This window comes from Rheinheimera tangshanensis, assembly GCF_014645135.1.
In the GTDB taxonomy this organism is placed as follows: Bacteria; Pseudomonadota; Gammaproteobacteria; order Enterobacterales; family Alteromonadaceae; genus Pararheinheimera; species Pararheinheimera tangshanensis.
Genome location: NZ_BMLH01000007.1, coordinates 182888 through 200840, shown reverse-complemented (window position 1 = coordinate 200840; position 17953 = coordinate 182888). Strand labels below are relative to the sequence as shown.

At 46.7% G+C, this 17953-nt stretch carries 15 protein-coding genes; 9 read left to right on the top strand and 6 right to left on the bottom strand.

Annotated elements, in window-relative coordinates; genetic code table 11:
- Positions 1–34: 34 nt before the first annotated feature.
- A complete protein-coding gene (locus IEW88_RS13955; RefSeq protein ID WP_147904629.1) occupies positions 35–352 on the top strand; it encodes a rhodanese-like domain-containing protein in 318 nt (105 codons plus the stop codon).
- On the opposite strand, the gene IEW88_RS13950 is transcribed toward IEW88_RS13955, so the two are convergent.
- Positions 342–962 (bottom strand): START domain-containing protein, encoded by a 621-nt coding sequence (locus IEW88_RS13950; protein WP_147904630.1) that lies wholly within the window; start codon positions 960–962, stop codon positions 342–344. The two genes, IEW88_RS13955 and IEW88_RS13950, sit on opposite strands and share 11 nt — an antisense overlap.
- 60 nt (positions 963–1022) lie before the next feature.
- On the opposite strand from IEW88_RS13950, the gene IEW88_RS13945 reads away from it, so the two are divergent.
- From IEW88_RS13945 to IEW88_RS13925, 5 genes are all read left to right on the top strand, one after another.
- Positions 1023–1550: a hypothetical protein gene (locus IEW88_RS13945; RefSeq protein WP_147904631.1), complete on the top strand. Its 528-nt coding sequence runs from the start codon at positions 1023–1025 to the stop codon at positions 1548–1550.
- Positions 1547–1918 (top strand): hypothetical protein, encoded by a 372-nt coding sequence (locus IEW88_RS13940; protein WP_053424957.1) that lies wholly within the window; start codon positions 1547–1549, stop codon positions 1916–1918. Before IEW88_RS13945 ends, IEW88_RS13940 begins: the two co-directional genes overlap by 4 nt.
- Positions 1919–1928: 10 nt before the next feature.
- Positions 1929–3083 (top strand): elongation factor P maturation arginine rhamnosyltransferase EarP, encoded by a 1155-nt coding sequence (earP, locus tag IEW88_RS13935; RefSeq protein ID WP_147904632.1) that lies wholly within the window; start codon positions 1929–1931, stop codon positions 3081–3083.
- An 18-nt stretch (positions 3084–3101) separates the two neighbouring features.
- Positions 3102–3662 (top strand): elongation factor P, encoded by a 561-nt coding sequence (gene efp, locus IEW88_RS13930; RefSeq protein ID WP_425543299.1) that lies wholly within the window; start codon positions 3102–3104, stop codon positions 3660–3662.
- Between the two features lie 120 nt (positions 3663–3782).
- Positions 3783–4295 (top strand): GNAT family N-acetyltransferase, encoded by a 513-nt coding sequence (locus IEW88_RS13925; protein ID WP_053424959.1) that lies wholly within the window; start codon positions 3783–3785, stop codon positions 4293–4295.
- Here the strand turns inward: IEW88_RS13925 and IEW88_RS13920 are convergent.
- Both IEW88_RS13920 and IEW88_RS13915 read right to left on the bottom strand, forming a co-directional pair.
- On the bottom strand, positions 4292–5464 hold the full coding sequence (locus IEW88_RS13920; protein WP_147904633.1) for an exo-beta-N-acetylmuramidase NamZ family protein: 1173 nt from the start codon (positions 5462–5464) through the stop codon (positions 4292–4294). The two genes, IEW88_RS13925 and IEW88_RS13920, sit on opposite strands and share 4 nt — an antisense overlap.
- Positions 5464–7092 carry a sodium:solute symporter gene (locus tag IEW88_RS13915; protein WP_229670495.1) on the bottom strand — a complete coding sequence of 543 codons (1629 nt, stop codon included), beginning with the start codon at positions 7090–7092 and terminating at the stop codon, positions 5464–5466. The genes IEW88_RS13920 and IEW88_RS13915 overlap by 1 nt, the downstream gene beginning before the upstream one ends.
- 558 nt (positions 7093–7650) lie before the next feature.
- On the opposite strand from IEW88_RS13915, the gene IEW88_RS13910 reads away from it, so the two are divergent.
- A complete protein-coding gene (locus IEW88_RS13910; RefSeq protein ID WP_147904634.1) occupies positions 7651–9573 on the top strand; it encodes a methyl-accepting chemotaxis protein in 1923 nt (640 codons plus the stop codon).
- 62 nt (positions 9574–9635) lie between these two features.
- Here the strand turns inward: IEW88_RS13910 and dacB are convergent, their stop codons facing one another.
- From dacB to IEW88_RS13895, 3 genes are read right to left on the bottom strand one after another with little or no spacing between them, the layout of a single operon-like run.
- Positions 9636–11099, bottom strand: coding sequence for a D-alanyl-D-alanine carboxypeptidase/D-alanyl-D-alanine endopeptidase (gene dacB, locus IEW88_RS13905; RefSeq protein ID WP_147904635.1), 1464 nt, complete (start codon positions 11097–11099; stop codon positions 9636–9638).
- An 11-nt stretch (positions 11100–11110) separates the two neighbouring features.
- Positions 11111–11869 (bottom strand): M15 family metallopeptidase, encoded by a 759-nt coding sequence (locus IEW88_RS13900; protein WP_147904636.1) that lies wholly within the window; start codon positions 11867–11869, stop codon positions 11111–11113.
- Positions 11870–11909: 40 nt separating this feature from the next.
- Positions 11910–13307 (bottom strand): Na+/H+ antiporter NhaC family protein, encoded by a 1398-nt coding sequence (locus IEW88_RS13895; RefSeq protein ID WP_147904637.1) that lies wholly within the window; start codon positions 13305–13307, stop codon positions 11910–11912.
- A 253-nt stretch (positions 13308–13560) separates the two neighbouring features.
- Between IEW88_RS13895 and IEW88_RS13890 the strand changes: the two genes are divergently transcribed.
- Together IEW88_RS13890 and IEW88_RS13885 are read left to right on the top strand one after the other, a co-directional pair.
- A complete protein-coding gene (locus IEW88_RS13890; RefSeq protein WP_147904638.1) occupies positions 13561–14703 on the top strand; it encodes an efflux RND transporter periplasmic adaptor subunit in 1143 nt (380 codons plus the stop codon).
- Positions 14704–14706: 3 nt separating this feature from the next.
- Positions 14707–17829 (top strand): efflux RND transporter permease subunit, encoded by a 3123-nt coding sequence (locus IEW88_RS13885; protein WP_147904639.1) that lies wholly within the window; start codon positions 14707–14709, stop codon positions 17827–17829.
- Positions 17830–17953: the final 124 nt, after the last annotated feature.

Here is a 17953-nt window from a genome sequence, read left to right as displayed (position 1 = left end):
TGCTGTTGTTATTAAATTGCTAAGGACTTTGACGATGAAAAAATTACTGGTAGTGCTGTTGTTACTATGCGGGCCAACGGCTCTGGCTCAAAGTCTATGGATTGATGTGCGTACCGCTGAAGAATACAGGGCTGGGCATTTAGAAGGCGCTGTTCATATTCCTTTTGATGAAATTGAACAAAAAATTACGACTATCAGTGCTGATAAAACCCAGGACATTCAGTTGTACTGCCGCAGTGGTCGCCGTTCAGGTATTGCATTAGAGACCCTCCGGCGCATGGGATACAACAATGTGACGAATGCCGGTGCTTATGAGCAGTTAAAACAAAAACAGGTTCAATCTAACGAATAACTTCGATTGGTTTTGTTTGATCAACCGGGCGTTTTAATTCAGTTTTAAAAGCCACAAAACTGGCACGTAACGAGCTTAAGGTCAGTTGTTTTACCAGCCATTCAGGTAATTCACCACCAGGGTCGGCACTGCCCTGATACTGCAGCTCAAACCCCTGATCTTTGGCAGTTAAAGTCCAGACTGCTTTCACGTCCCGAATTCTCACATAGTTTTTAGCTTCTGCTACTAAATCTGAGCAATCGGTGATTTGGATTTGTTGCTCTTTTTCCTTTTTGATGACATCGGCACAGGTCACCATATCCCGTGGGCTGACGGGCCAGACTGCTTTAAAGCGGCTATAGACCTTCCAGTGCCGCTCTGTACTGCCATCCAACAAACTGGCGCTCTCACTTTGTTTCAGCCAGCGCCTGACGGATTTGGTATCTTTGAGTAACAATAAAAAGCGCTCTGGATTGCCGGGATAAAAAGCACTGGCTTTGACTTCCAGCTTCGGGTTATATCGGTAACTCAAACTAATGCCGGCTTTAGTTTTCAAAGAAATCCATGCCGACTCCGACGCTCCGGAGGGCAGTGCCAGCAAAGAGATCACCACAGCGAATAAAAAATACATAACCACCTGACTTTTTCGTTAAGATACAAGCTTATACGAAACACAACGCCCTTGGGTAAGATGAAAAGCAGTAGTGAAGAAAAAATAGCGCTGGAACATCAGGCTGCCAGAATTTTTATGCGGCTTTACCAGCACAAGTTTGGTGTCAAAATGCAGCACATCTGGCATAACGAACCGGCGAAGCCTGACGTTTCCTGTTATCTGGACCAACAGCGGTTGGATCTGGAAATAGCTCACTTGTATGGCAGTGAGGCTGAGGCTATGAAAATTCTTGGCCGTGAACTCAAAGGGGGGACACAGGAGGCATTGCAGTCTCTTCGCCAATGTCCGCTGGCTGATCGTTTATTGCTGGCACTGGATAAACTTATCAGTAATAAAGCGCAAAAAAGTTATGACTCAGAAAGGGTCTGGTTAGTGATCCGTAATGCACACCCGGACTGGCATGCACAAGAACTGGAACAGACCCCCCATTTATTAAAAATTCCAGCCCAACATCCGTTTGAACAAATCTGGTTAGTGGCGGATATGACAGGGCAAGCAGGGCTGGTGCCTTTATTTCCCGTTCCCACAGAGCTGTCACAAGCATGAAATTGCTCAATAAGGCACAGCAAGTGGCAGAGCGGCTTTATGTCTGGCGTTTTGGTCTGGTCTTCCTGGGTCTTTATGCACTTAGTTTTGGGGTCTATTACCTTCTGCAAGGCCCTTCAGTCGCGTTTGAAGTTGCTCTGTTGTTATCTGTGGTGTTACTCGGCTGGGTGTTACTGGCCTGGCTGGCTTTGTTGCTATTCAGACAATTACCGGACTGGCAAACACCACAGAGTTTTTGGCAAAAACTAAAACAAAGCGCACATAAATTATGGTATCAGCTCTTGCTTTGGGGCTGTCTGCTGCTTAGTATCGCCACCCTGTATTTAATGGCAAAAGCGTTAAAAGCGTTACTAAGCCAACTGATCTGAAAGGTAAAGCATGCGCTGCGATTTGTTCTGCTCTGTGGTCGATAACTTTGGTGACATTGGCATTTGCTGGCGTTTAGCCAGGCAATTACAGAATGAACACCAATGGCAGGTGACCTTATGGGTTGATGACTTAGCCAGCTTTCAGAAAATCTGTCACAGCGTAAACCCAAGCCTTGCCAGTCAGTGGCAACATGATGTAATGGTCAGGCATTGGACTGCGGTATTGCCAACGCTTACAGAGTCAGATAAACCGGATTTGGTGATAGAAGCGTTAGCCTGCACTATTCCGCCATCTTATTTACAGTGGATGGCTTCTTTTACTGACAAAGCTTTATGGCTGAATCTGGAATACCTGTCGGCGGAAGACTGGGTACATGGTTGTCATGCCTTGCCTTCGCCTCATTCTTATTTACCGCTGCAAAAGTATTTCTTTTTCCCGGGTTTTACTGAGCAAACAGGTGGCTTATTAAGAGAGCAGGGGCGGGTTGATTCTTTGACCAAACTGCGAGACTCAACTGAACTACAGCAAGAGTTCTGGCAACAGCTCGGCCTTGTGGACGCCATGAATTATCAGCAAAAAATCTCTTTATTTGCTTACAGTCAGTCGCAGATCCGTCCCTGGCTTGAGTTATTAGCCAGGTCAGCACAAAGTACCTTGTTGCTGGTGCCTCAAGGCCAGCTGGCGACAGATTTAACCCAACTTTACTCCGAACTAAAAACAGGCCGTTTTGATGATAAGTCGTTAAGTATCCGCATTTTAGATTTTATGCCACAGCCTATGTACGACCAATTGCTGGCGTGCTGCGATATTAATTTTGTCCGGGGTGAAGACTCGGTGATCCGCGCTCACTGGGCTGGGCGACCTTTTATCTGGCAAATTTACCGGCAGGAAGAGCAGGCCCACTTAATCAAACTACAGGCCTTTTTGGACAAGTACTTGCAGCACGCACCACCACAACAAAAGGACTGTATAGAAAAGCTGCATATGGCCTGGAATCTGGAGCAGGATATCAGTGCAGAATTCAGTTTATTTAGTAATTTTAGTGAGCAAATTCAGGTGCATAACAAAAAATGGCAGGAATATTTAACACAACAGCAAGATCTTGCCAGCAACCTCGTGCGTTTTGCCGAAAATAAATTTATAATGTCGCGCAATTTTTCCTAACAAGAAGATATTTCAATTATGATGAAGACTGCTCAAGAAGTACGCGCTGGCCAGGTAATCATGGTCAACAACGAGCCAATGGTTGTTCAGAAAGCTGAATTTAACAAATCTGGCCGTAACGCTGCTGTTGTAAAAATGAAAATGAAAGGTCTGTTAACTGGTGGCGGTCTTGAGACTGTATACCGTGCTGACGACAAGTTTGAACAAGTTATGTTAGACACCAAAGAAGTAACTTATTCTTACTACGCAGATCCAATGTATGTATTCATGGATGCTGAGTACAACCAGTACGAGATCGAAGCTGAAAACATGACTGAAGCTCTGAAGTATCTGGTTCCTGATATGCAGTGTTCAGTCGTATTCTACGGCGAGCGCGCTATCTCTGTTGACTTGCCTCCATTCGTAGTACGTGAAGTGGTTTACTCTGAACCAGCTGCACGTGGCGATACTTCAGGTAAAGTGATGAAGCCAGCTAAGCTGGACACAGGTTTCGAATTAATGGTTCCTGCTTTCGTTGAAATCGGCGACAAGATTGAAATCGATACCCGTACTGACGAATACCGCAGCCGCGCTAAGTAATTAGTTCGTTGCCGGCCAAGGGGTCAGAGTCATTGATGTGCTGATAGCGGATTAATGACTCTGACCCCTTTGTTTTTGTGTTGTTATTTTTCTGACCCACTTCTTTGTTAAGGAATTCTGATGAGCATTATTTCAACCCGTATTGATGGCCTTGAACTGCGTTTGGCGACTGAAGCTGATGTGCCCGCTATTTTAAGTTTTATTCAACAGCTGGCTGATTATGAAAAGCTGTCGGATCAGGTGGTAGCGACTGAACAAAAGCTGCGTGATACCTTATTTGCAGATAAAGCTTATGCTGAAGTGGTGCTGGCAAATTATCAGGGAAAAGACGTAGGTTTTGCGCTGTTTTTCCATAACTATTCTACCTTTTTGGCCAAACCAGGAATTTATCTGGAAGACTTATTTGTTGAGCCTGCTTGCCGTGGCGTGGGTGTCGGTAAAGCCTTGATTACTTATCTGGCGAAGCTGGCGGTTGAACGCGATTGTGGCCGTCTGGAATGGTCTGTTTTGGACTGGAATCAGCCTGCTATCGACTTCTATCAGTCGTTGGGGGCTGTGATGCTGCACGACTGGCGCATTAATAGAGTGACTGGTGCCACTTTAGCGCAGATGGCTGAGCTGTTTCCGGCTTAAAGCGGATGATCCGGATACAATAAATAGGGCCTGCGTTGCTGCCTGAATTTTTGCAGATCCGCCTGCCAGCTCTGGCGGATTTGTGCTTCGCTCCAGCCTTGTTCTACCTGTTGTCTGAGCTTACTCGTACCAGATAACTTATCCATAAAATCCGGCGAGTTAAATAGCTTCAGCTGATGTTTGGCAAAAAGCGCCTGTGCCTGAATTAAATAACTTAAATCCAGGCCTCCCGCTTTTACTTTACGCAAATCTTGTCCTAACACCAGTTGGTTTTTCAAGGGGGGGGTTAATGCTGCGCCAGCTTTAGCGACAGGGCTAAAAGCAAAAGGGCCTAAAGGCGGATTGGTGTAACCCAGCACCTGAAATGGAAAGTCAGTGCCACGGCCGATACTTAAAGGCGTTGCTTCAAAAAATCCTAAAGAGGGATATAAAACCACTGCCTGAGCATTCGGCAGATTGGGACTTGGCCGCACTGGCAAATCATATGGTATGTCCCGCTGATAGTTTTTTATCGGTAATACGAAAAGCTTTAATTGCTCCGCTTTGTTAATCCAAGCTTCGCCTTTGATCATCAGCGCCAGCTCACCCAGTGTCATACCATGTAAAAGTGGGATAGGGTGCATCCCAACAAAAGACTGGTAGTGGTTTTCAAGCACAGGCCCGTCAACATAAGCACCATTCGGATTGGGTCTGTCCAGTACCAGCAGAGGAATATCCTGCTCTGCTGCGGCTTCCATCACATAATGCAAAGTGGATAAATAGGTGTAATACCGTACCCCCACATCCTGTACATCAAAAATGAGCAGGTTGATGCCTTTTAACGCTTCAACCTTTGGTTTTTTATGTTGGCCATACAATGACACTACTGCTACACCAGTCTCTGGATCTATGCTGTTGTCTACTTTGGCTCCTGCATCGGCGTTACCACGAAAACCATGTTCGGGTGAGAATACCGTTTTGACCTGAAGGCCTTGTTGCAGTAAAAGCTCCAACAGATGAGTACCGCCCACAAGCGAGCTTTGATTCGCTACCAAAGCTATGTGTTTGGCTTTTAGCTCAACAGGAGAGATATCAGGCTGATTCACGAGCTGCTCGGCACCAGTTTGTAGTGCTTCGGCTTGAGTAAAACAGGTGGCGGCGAAACAAAGTAACAGCAGAGTCATACGCATCAGGCGGGCACTCCATTTAGTTCTGTCCTAGCCACTGAGTCACTACTTTTCCCCAACTGGCAAATGATAAAAGAGCAGGCAAAACCTATACAGAGTTGCCAGCTAAAGGCTAAATCAAACTGCCAGTCTGGTGGTAAATAGTAGCTTTGCAGATAAGGCTGCATCAAAAGGGTAATAATAAAACCACCAAGTAAAGCCGCTAAAACGGATGTCGGGCTGCCTCGCTGACTAAAGAGCGCACTGGCATAGACCCCAAGCAGACCACTGTAGCTAAAGACCATCACGCCCAACGCAAAAGTCAGCAGTGGCATATCGCTGCTTTGCTGCCAGTAAAAACACAGCAACGCCATCAAAGCCAAAGCTATTGCGCAGCACAACATGGAGATGCGCGCAGCACCCACATAATACTGCTCTGATTTCAGCTGTCGTTGTTGCTGCCAAGGCTTATATAAATCCTGAATAATCACAGACGCCATAGAGTTTAAGCCAGATGTCAGAGTAGACACAGCGGCAGCTATTACGCCTACTGTGACTAAACCACGCAAACCAGCCGGCATTTCATGCAGGACGTAATACAAAAACACAGTGATAGTTTCGCCGCTGAATTGACTGCTTTGCATCACGGCGCCAGAACCCGCCATCAAGTCGGGCCTTTGGTAAAAGATATGCAGCAAAAAACCAATCAGCATAAAGACCAGCGTGACAGGCACCACCAATACCACCGACCAGAGAATAGCTAACGAACCCTGACGGGCATTTTTGCAGGTTAAAGCCCGTTGGGTTAAATCCTGGTCCAAGCCAAAAGAAGCGATATAAAGTAAAAACAAGCCAGTGACACTGGAGTAGATGTTAAAGGCTCCGGCGGAACTGAAATCCCAGTTGGTATCTATCAAGGTTAGTTTACTTGCTGCATTGTGCGGTGGACGATCTAAAGCCTGCCAAACGCTTGAAAAATCGGCCGGAATTGAGCTCCATAAATACAACAGCACCAGAACAGCAGCTCCAACATAAACAAAACACTGCAAAGCATCACCATAAATCACAGATTTAATACCGCCAAAAATGGAATACAGCAAAGAGACCAGGCAAAGCAGGGCGATGGAGCAAATGACATGCTGCAAGGCTATATCGGTAAATAAAATCATCGACACTGCGATAGCTGCCATATAAAGCCTGGCACCGTTGGCAAAAATACGGCCAAACAAATACATCAAGCCAGCTTGTTTTTTTGCTCTGCTGCCAAAGCGTAGTTCAAGCAATTCATAGACAGTGCTGACTTTGTAGCGGTAAAAGCGAGGAATTAAAAAGTAACCAACAAAAAACGCCGCCATTAAAGCACCAAAAGTGCTGGCAAGGTAGGTCAGGTTGCTACGATACCCACTATCAGGTCCACCTAAAAAAGTAGCCGCAGATTGTGCTGTAGCCAGAACGGATATGGCTGCCAGCCAGGTTGGTATGTTGTGGCTGCCAATAAAATACTCCTGACTATTTTTTGCGCCACTACGATTAATCCACCAGCCAGTTAGGGTCAGCAGCACAAAATACAAAACGAACACCAGCCAGTCTAAAGCAACAAAAGTGGAGGTCATGGTTTCTCTGAAGGCTAATGGATTAATTTCAATTGCCATTGAAACGTATTCAAAATCTGTTGGCAATGATTGATTCCAGCTGCGCATACCAGTCAAAGAGCTGTGCGATTAATGTACGAAATTAACAATTTGCGTTCTGTTTCAAAGCCGACTCTGGCATAATTAAGTTATTATGCAAACGGTTACATTGATAAAAGTAAAGAAACTAGTTGGATTTCTGCCGCTTTATTGAATAAAATGATAAAAATGAAATGTTGTGGTATTGTTTTAACCATAACTTTTTATTAAATCATCTTAGTCTGGCGTCAGGATCTGTATCGTTTTAGCCCGGGTGCGACCGGACTAAATATTTCGTAGCAAATAGGGATGTTGGTTACGAAAACTGGGTGTATACCCTCATTCTCGATGAATGTCCTGAAACAGCAGAACCCTTTTCTTTGCTGGGTTTGCGGGGCCAGTCCTTGTGACTGGCCTTTTTTTGATTTTAAAAAGCCTTTCCAGTGACGCAAAACTTTACAGGCTAAACTATTTTATTACGTAATACTTTGATCCAGGTCGCCTTTAGTAAAGGTAATCACAAACCACAAAGGAACTTTTATGTCGGTACAACGCAAATTTATGTTAACACTCACCGGCCTGGTTTTACTGGCGATGCTGAGTTCCATTGTGGTGATTTCGTTTTCTAAATATCAGCAGATAGAAAGTGCTGTTAACACAGATAAAGCGCGCTTAAACCGCGAAATTACGAATATCTTAACTGTTACTGATGCCCTGTTAAGTCAGCAGGTGCAAAGTAGCATGAAGCTGTTTCGCAAACGTATTGCCGATCTTGGACCTGTATCCCAGGGCGAGCTGTTATCCTTTGGTTCGCAACAAGTACCGGATTTAATCTTAGGCTCTGAAGCTCAGGGCAACAGCTACCAATTGGTTGATGATCTGACAGCTATCATGGGCGGCACTGCGACTCTTTTCAGCCGCACTGGCGATGATTTTGTCCGGATCTCCACCAACGTCATCACTGACACTGGCCGGGCAACAGGTACTTTATTAGCACCCACAGGGGCAGCAATGGCGGCTATCCGTCAAGGCAATGCTTTTTATGGTTCAGTGGATATTTTAGGCAACCCTTTTGTTACGGCTTATGAACCTCTGGTCAATGCACAAGGCGAGGTGGTGGGGATAGGTTATGTGGGCTACAAAGCCGATTTAGAAGCTTTGCGTCAGTTGCTGGCGTCCAGCCGTTTACTGAATTCAGGTTTCGTTGCTTTGCTCGACAGAAACGGCGCTATCCGTGCTCAGTCCAGCCATATCAAAGCAGAAGAGCTGGAGCAGATTGTAAAAACGAAAAATCCGGAGTGGACTATTCAGACAGAGCAGTTTGCGCCCTGGGGTTATCAGATAGTCTTGGCGTATTCCAACGACGAACTCAGCGCCGAAGTGCGTGATGAAGTGATAAAGACCTCGTTGATTATCGTCATAGCAGCAATAGTTCTGTTACTGGTGGTGTACTGGTTAACCCATAGCATCGTCGTGACCCGGGTCAACGATACTATTAGAGCTATTAAAGCTATTACCGAAGGTGAAGGTGATTTAACCCGCCGTTTTTCCAACTACAGCAGTGACGAATTTGGTGAAATGGCGCGCTGTTTTGACCAGTTACTTGAGCAATTACGCCTAACTATAGTAGAGCTGAGCTCTATGACTCATGGTCTGGTGCAGGCTTCGGTAGAACTGGCTCATGTGGCAGAAGAATCCAGTGCAGAGGTGGTGAAACAAACTGTTGATTTGGAAGTCACCGCATCCTCTGTGCATGAGCTGGCGACAACCGCCTCTGTGGTGGCTCATAACGCCGAGCAAGCAGAACAAGCCAGTGTTGAAGCCTCACGTTTGACGCAAGGTGCAATGAAGACACTGGAAGCGTCAGTGAAAAATGCCGCTCAGCAGTTATTGGATTCACAAGAGTCTCAGCGCTCTATTGCTACTTTATCAGCCTCCAGTGCTGAAATCGGTAAAGTACTTGAAGTCATTAACACTATAGCCGAACAAACCAACCTGCTGGCGCTGAATGCGGCGATTGAAGCCGCACGGGCCGGTGAGCAAGGCCGTGGTTTTAGTGTGGTGGCCGATGAAGTACGTTTATTAGCTGGCCGTACTCAGTCATCCACTGGCGAAATCAAACGTATGATTGAACAGTTACAACAAGGTGTAAACGCAGTACAAAGCTTAAACTCAACGGCTCAGGCGACGGTCAAAGATAACGAGATCAAAGCTGCTGAAGCCAGTCAGGCTATGGATTTAGTGCTTAAAGCCATAGAGGAAATTAATCACCTGAACAGCCAAATCAGTACTGCAGCGGCTGAGCAACGTGATGTAGCTGATGGTGTCAGTCAAAAAACCAACCATATTCATTCTGCAGCACAACAGAATGCGGTGCACAGTGCCACAACCAAAGATTCCAGTCAGGGTTTAAAGCGCATCGCTGAGAATTTTAGTGCTGTATTGTCGAAGTTTAAGGTGTAAAGCGGTGACTCAGGTTGAAAAGCAGGCTGGACCTGCTTTTTGTCCGTTCTAGTCAGACAGCGTCAATTGGTCACAGACTGCATTCTGATCCACTCAATCAAGCTATCCAGGACCACGCGGCCACGGCTGGCTTTAGAGTGGTTTATAAAACTGGCGACAACCCAGGTGCGGCCACTTTGGTCTGTGGCAAAACCTGCGAGTGCCGTGACATTACGCAAAGTGCCGGTTTTTAAACGGGCTTTGCCTTTGACCGGGCTCTCAGTAAAACGGCGTTTTAAGGTGCCATCCATACCTGCAACTGGCATGCTGCTGATAAGTTCCGGCTGATACTGACTCTGGTAAGCATGCTGCAGTAGTGCCGCCATGAGTTCTGGACTAATGCGTTCAGTGCGGGATAACCCCGAACCATTCTCCAGCACCAGGCTGCTGTGATCCAGTTCGATACGGCTCAGAAAACTGCGAACCTGTAACTCTGAGCGGTCAGCCGTCCGTTCAGCCGGGGTGTTAATTTGTTGGGCGCCTAAAGCTAAATACAGCTGGCGGGTGAGGGCATTGTCAGAGCTTTTATTAATGTCTCGTAAGACCTCGGCTAAAGCTCGGCTTTGATGTTCTGCCAGCAGCACTGTGGCCTCAGTCGCGCCTTGTTCCAGCACCGGGACTCGTGTTTGTCCTGAAATCTGTTGCCATAACTGCTGTACCAGTAAACGACTGAGATCCGGGCGGTTGAGCAACTGCAAATAATCCCTTTTCTGACAATGTTTCGGAAACTCTCCCTGTACTATCAGTTGTAACCTGTCGGGTTGGCGTTTAAAGACTAAATGATGGGGATGTGGATACCAATCTGCACAGTGGCTGTCGGTTAGCACAACCTGGTTGGTTATGAGCTCCAGATCTTGTAGTGGAGGATAAAACTGGCCTGTGACACTATCAGCAGTGGACTGCAGTTGGATGCCCAGCATATTCCGTTGTAAAAACAAAGCATCGGGCAGCAGGTTATAGTATTCCCGTGGCGTTTCATCAAAAGGCAAAGCAGTTAGCTCAGGACGTGAAGGATTAAACCAGCTGCGGTCAATCTGAATAGCGGGAATTTGGCGTATGCCCTGATCATAAGCCTGTTGTAGCAAAGACCAGAGTTCCTGCACGTTAAAGTCCATATCCCCCAAACCCTTCAGCACCAGAGGCTGTTGCATCTTTTGCGCTGGCGCTTCGTAAGAGCGTAACTGAGTTTTCGCCCGGTAGGCCGGACCCAATTGCTCCAGTGCGACAATACTGGTGACGAGTTTCATGGTGGAAGCCGGTTGCATGGCTTTGTCTGACTGATAACCCAATGGTGCTACAGACCTATCCAGTGGGTAGGCGATAAAAGCCAGCGCGTCTGTGGGCAGTTGAGCCTGTTGTAATTGCGCAGACAGTTGAGTTATTAGCTGGTGTTGTTTTGTGTGCAGGGAGGCTGTACTACTGCAGGCACTAAGTCCTGCAGTGATCAGCAACACTAAGCCAGAGGCAGACTGGCGCAAAGAGGGCATAACAGCTCCTTTTAATTCACCACAAAGTCAAAATAGCTGTTTGGGTAGCGTTCGTTATGCAGCGTAAAATGCCACCATTCCAGCTCGTAAGGGGTAAAGCCTTGCTGCTGCATTAAATCCTTTAATAACAATCGGTTGGATTTTTGTTCTGTGGTAATAGCTGTACTATTTAAATGAGACATAGGGTCAAATAAATCATAAGTACCACCCATATCTACAGGGCGCCACTGACCCGCAGCGTTTTTTCGCAGTAAAGTTAAATCCACAGTGGAAGCACGGCTATGCCCCGAGTGTGCAGCAATATAACCCTGATGTAAGTCTGCTTTATTCAGACGAGGATAATAGGCTGCTTTGGTTTTTTGATCCGAAGCATCTGCCACCCAACTGAGAAAATAATTGGATGCGCGTTGAGGCCGGTAACAATCCAGTAATTGCAACTGATAACCCAAAAGAGCGGCTTGTATCGCAACTTGCGCTACAGCTTGCGCGGCTTTTTGCTGCAAATAGCAGTGATTCGCCTGATAACCAGGCACTGGTGTTGCTGTGAAATTATCAGGACCAGCATAGGCCATGCTCACCTGTATTTGCTGAGTGAGAGTCGTGACATTCACAATATCAGCAGGTTTATCAGTTTCAATCCGGATCTCGCTTTGAGACTTCACTGCCGCTGAGCTTATTGGTTTGGCTTGTGGCTGCGTTTTTTGTGGCTCTGTGGCAGCACAGGATAGTAACAAAATGCAGCTCAGAGCGACTGTGGCTTGTGTTTTCATCGACTGTACTTCCCGTATAAATCCATAGCTTGTTTGCGCTTTAGCCACCAATCATCACCCAGCCGCTGATTAAAAAGGCGATCAGTGCCAGCACTCCACAAAACAGCGCATAAGGCAGCTGAGTTTTTACATGCTCTAATAAATCACAGCCTGATGCGACTGCACTGACTACTGTGGTATCTGAGATGGGCGAGCAGTGATCGCCCCAAATACCACCACTTAAAATAGCAGCCAGAATGAGCGAAGGCGGTAATCCGAGCATCTCGACCAAAGGCATACCTATAGGAATTAAAATGGCAAATGTTCCCCATGAAGTGCCCGTAGTAAAAGAGATAATGGCTCCAGCGATAAAAAGCAGGGCCGGAATTAACACCAAAGGAGTGGACTCTTTGACAAAAGAAGCAACATAAACCCCAGTGCCTAAATCCTTCATCGCGCTGCCTAACGCCAAAGATAACAGCACTATGCTGACTAAAGGCAAGAGTTCTCCCATACCTCTAAAACCTATAGTCACCAGTTGCTGATGGTTAAATTTTCGAGTCAGAGCCATCAGGCCATAAGCCACTACACAAGCCAGAGTAGTGGCATAAAGTGCAGCCTTAGCACCCGAGCCTTCGACTAAACTGCCATTTCCTGTCCACAGCATAAAACCGACCATACCGGCAATCAGAGTCAGTAAAGGCACTAACATCAACGACACACTACTTGCTGGAGTATCAATATCGCTATGGCTGGCGACTGTATTGAGCTCAAGTTCGGCTTGTTTCATCGGACCATAAACTTTGTCGGTGTAGATGGTGTAAAACACCATCATCAGGGTAAACAAAGCATAAAAATTCAGTGGAATAGTGCCAATGAGCACGGAGACAGCGGATTCAGGTAAGGTATAAGTACTTAACAGCCCCAACACATAAGCACCCCAGCCGTTGAGCAAAATTAAAATACAAATAGGAGCACTGGTACTGTCGACTATATAAGCCAGGCGGGCACGACTCATTTTGAATTTATCGTACAAACCACGCGACACTATACCTGCGGTTAACGCACTCAAATTAGACTCGATAAACACCAGAATACCTATGCCGTAGCTGATAAAACCAGCCTGACGTTTAGTACGGGCAATTCCTTTGCGGATGAACCAGTCGACCATAGCAGAGACACCACCTGAGTCGCGCATATAGGCCATCAGGGCACCAATCAGCAGGGAGAACAATAAAATTCTGCTGTTATCGGCTGAAGAAGTGACAGAGATTATACGTTCTAAACTTTGCACCGGGCCATACAACAAAGCACCAAAGACGCTTAGTTCAGGCTGTTTTAAATACAATAAAACTTCAGCACAGGCGACGGCTAAAATAAGTGCCAGTATCACTTCCTTACGCCAAATCACTACAGCTATCGCCAGAATGGCAGGTAATAAACTTAAACTATCGGGCACTGGAGCTTCCCTGTATTCAATGTTGAGCAATCAATGCTGTTTATACTGCAGTAATTAGTGTCCTGTTACCAGTTCGCTTTGGTTGTTTGTCTGATTTCTATTCAAAAAAAGCTTTTTTTGTGACTGATCTGTAGTACACCAAAATGGTTACAACTTGTTACCCTTTTGGCAGGACTGAAACTTCCGACTGTTTTATAGTGGCTTTAATAAAAAAGTATCTATGCTTGCTTGAACTATCGGATGGGTTGGGACCATGAAAACTATAAAACTAACATTAATCGCCTTATGTGTTGCCAGCGCTTTAGCGGCTTGTTCTAAGCCCGAAGTAGCCAAAGTGCAAGAGGACAGCGCAAAACCATTACAACTAGTGGGGCAGGATTTACTCACCTTAGCGGAAAGTAATTTAGCGCGCGGTCCTGTGATTTCAGGGTCGTTGCAACCCGTGGTGAAGGCTGAACTCAACGCAGAAGTGTCCGGCATCGTCATGCAGGTATTCAAAGACAATGGTGATATGGTCAAAGCCGGTGATGTATTGGTGAAGCTGGACCAAACGACCTACCGCGACAAATTACTATCAGCCCAGGAAGCCGAACGTTCGGCGATAGTGACGCTGGAGCAATCCAATCGCCAACTTAAACGCATGCAGTCTTTGTCCAAACAGAGTTTAGTGACCCAAGAAGGCTTAGAAGCGGCGGAAAACAAAGCCAATCAAGCCCAATCTGATTTGGCCTCTGCCCGGGCTCGTTTAGTGGAAGCGCGTCAGCAGATGGAAAAAACTGAAGTCAAAGCACCATTTTCGGGTGTAGTGGCAACCCGTAAAGTGTCTGCCGGTGATACAGCTCAGGTTGGCAAGGGGTTGATGGTGCTGATTGACCCTGCCAGTATTAGGTTTGAGGGCTATGTGGCCGCTGACCGTGTGGGGCAAGTCAAAGTAGGCAATAAAGTGACCTTTAAAGTAAATGGTTATAGCGGTCAGTTTTTCACTGGCACTGTCGAGCGCATTAATCCACTGGCCAATGAAAGTACCCGTCAGGTGCAATTGTTAGTCAGTATGGATTTGAAAGAACAGTCGCTGGTTGCAGGTTTGTATGCAGAGGGGCATGTTGAAGTGCAAAACAGCGATGCCTTGATGGTGCCAGAGTCGGCGTTGATCCGTGAGGGCGATAAACACTTTGTCTGGCAGTTTGCCAACAACGAACTGAAAAAGACCGAAGTAGAAGTGGGTGATAAGGATGAACGCTGGGGAACTCAACAGGTTTTGTCCGGTATAAGCTCTGGTGCTCAGATTTTGCGTCATCCACAAGGTGCGTTAACGGACGGCGTTAAAGCCGAGCTGGCTGCCGCAGCCTTGGCCGTGGAAGAGCAAACCTCAGCTAAAGTCAGCACAGGAAATTAAACCATGTTTTTATCTGATTTTAGTATCAAGCGCCCTATGGTGGTGGTGGCCGTCACTCTGGCTATGATGATATTTGGTTATTTTGCGATGACCAATTTGAAAACTAACCAATTCCCTGATGTTCAGCCTCCTGTACTGGTGATGACCATTCCTTATCCTGGTGCTTCGCCTGAAACTGTTGAGCGTGAAGTGTTAAACCGGGTGGAAGACTCGATGGCTACCATCACCGGGATGAGGGAGCTACGCTCATATGCCCGTGAGTCCAATGCGGTGATAGTGGCAATTTTTGAGTTTGATAAAGACCTGATTGAAGCCTCGCAGGAAATGCGGGATGCAGTGGCCGTAGTACGGGACAAACTGCCGACGGAGATGAAGGAGCCTTTTCTGCGTCGTGAAGATCCGAATGCTTTCCCTATTATGTCGCTGGCTTTATCGTCCAAATCAATGGATCCGATAGAACTGTCGCAACTGGCTGAACATCAAATCGCCCGGGAAATACGAGCTGTGCCTGGTGTAGCGCTGGTCAATCTGGAAGGGGAAAAAGAACGTGAAATGACAGTGTTCTTAAACTCCAATGCGATGCGTGAAGCCAATGTGTCGGCTATGGATGTGGTCAATGCCTTGCGTGCACAAAACGTGGCTGCACCAGTAGGTCGGGTTGTGAACGGCATGGAAGAGCAGGGTATTCGTATCCAGGGCCGTCTGCGCGATGTGCGTGAATTTGAACAAATGGTCGTCAAACGCAACGGCGATCAAGCTATTCGTTTAGAGCAAGTCGCTGAGGTGGTGGATGGCGCCGCAGAGCAGCGCCGTTTGTCTATCTTTAATGGTACGCCTTCTTTGGGAATAGACGTGATTAAAGCTCGTGACGCTTCCACTATCAGTGTGACGGACGATATCAAAGCAAAAATTGAAGAGTTAAAGAAAACCTTACCTGCCGATTTTGAATTAGTGGTGGTACGTGACTCAGGTGAAGACGTAGCGGCCAGTATGCGCAACGTGACAGAAGCACTGTCTATGGGCGCTTTACTGACTATTGTCACCGTTTTTGTGTTTTTAAACTCCTGGCGTTCGACACTTATTACCTCATTGGCTCTGCCAACCTCAGTGTTAGCCTCTTTTATCGCGGTCTGGGCCTGTGGCTTTACGCTGAATTTTATGTCGCTGTTAGGCTTGTCACTGGCGATTGGTATTCTGATTGATGATGCCATTGTTGTGCGGGAAAACATTGTCCGCCATATGGAAATGGGCAAAGACAATATGACAGCCGCCCGTGATGGCACCAAAGAAATTGGAATGGCGGTTATCGCTACCACTATGTCTATTGTGGCTGTATTTATTCCTATCGCCTTTTTGGATGGTATTACCGGGCAGTGGTTTAAGCCTTTTGGTTTAACCGTAGCTTGTTCTGTGTTGGTGTCTTTGTTTATCTCCTTTACGCTGGATCCGATGATGTCCGCCTATTGGCACGATCCGGACCATGATAAAAATGCCAAACGCCGTGGTCTTGGCAAAGTATTACAGCGTTTTAATAGTTGGTTTGATCATCAGGCTGAACGTTACTCCAGATTAATAGGCTGGGCGTTAAAACACCGAAAGTCGATGTGGTTGCTGGCTTTTGGCTCTTTCTTTGGTGCTATTTACCTGCAAGGTGCTCATGGTGGCTCAGGTTTCCTGCCGGAAACTGACGATGGTGGTGTGGTGATTTCAGTGCGTGCGCCTTCAGAAGCCAGCATCGAGTACACCAGTATAAAAGCAGAGCAGGCGGCAGCTATTGCGCGCCAGTTGCCTGAACAGTTGTATACCCAAACCACTGTAGGAACTCAGGGCAATATTACCCGGGCTCAAATCTTTGTCCGGTTGAAAAAAGAATATGAACGTGACCGTAGTTCCCGTGAAGTTGCGGCGGAATTACGTGCCAAGGTGCAGCAACTGGTGGGGGCTGAATACACTGTCTCCGCTGATTTAAATGGCGGTGGTGGCGGTAAAGCGTTGCAAATTCAGTTCCGTGGGCCGGATAGCAGAGTGTTGGAAGGTCTGGTGATGGATTACATGGAAAAGTTGAAAACTGTGCCTGGTGCTGTGGATGTTGGCTTGTCGACTCAGGATCCTAAACCTGAGCTTCAAATTGAGTTTAACCGTGGTTTGGCGTCCAGCTTGGGGTTATCGATGAGTGATGCGGCCAGTGCCTTACGTCTGGCATTTGCTGGTGCTGAAATTGGCGATTGGATAGACCCAACAGGGGAAACCCGTAACGTTTATGTTCGTATTAAACCGGAAGAACGAATGACAGTGCAGGATTTGGAACGCTTGCCGCTGTTATCTAATCGCACCGGCGCTATGATCCCATTGGAACAAATAGCCACAGTGACAGTAGGCAAAGGGCCTGCAGTGATTGAGCACTTAGACCGCGAGAGTATGATGGCTGTTGGGGCCAACGTACAAGGTCGCAGTTTTGGTGAAGTAGATGCCGACGCGAAAAAACTACTGAAAACTATTCCATTCCCGCCTGGTTATGATGTGGTATCTGGTGGTCAGAGCCGTGATCAGGAAGAAGTCTTCGGCAGCATTTTTGGAGCTTTGGGTTTAGCTGTGATGTTGATGTATCTGATTTTAGTGGTGCAGTTCCACAGCTTCCTGGCACCAGTCTCTATTATGATGTCTTTGCCCTTATCTCTGATCGGTGTGGTGTTGTCCTTGTTGATAGCCGGTGCAACCTTAAACCTGATGAGTTTAATAGGCGTGGTGATGTTGATGGGGATAGTCGTGAAAAACGGTATTTTGCTGATTGATTGTGCCCGTAAAAAAGAAAGTGAAGGTTTTGGGCTGGAAGAGGCATTAATTGCTGCGGGTCGTGAGCGTCTACGTCCAATTCTGATGACCACTTTTGCTTTAGTTGCAGGTATGTTACCTGTGGCTATTGGTATAGGTGAGGGCGCTGCGTTCTACAAACCTTTGGGGATTTCAGTGATAGGTGGGGTATTGACCTCTACTGTGTTGACTTTGTTGGTGGTACCCACTTTCTATGACAGTCTGGAAACCTTTAAACGTAAAGTGAAGGCCAGATTCAGCCGCAACAGAAAACCAGCCGTAACCAGTTATGGCGAACCATTGACCTCAAAATAAACTCGGGCTGATCGCATGAAAAGAGCACTTCGGTGCTCTTTTTTATGTTTTACATGGATGCAAAACATCCCGACCAGACCGCTTCGTCCTGCGGGCAATTTCTTATGTTTAACCAGGTAAATTG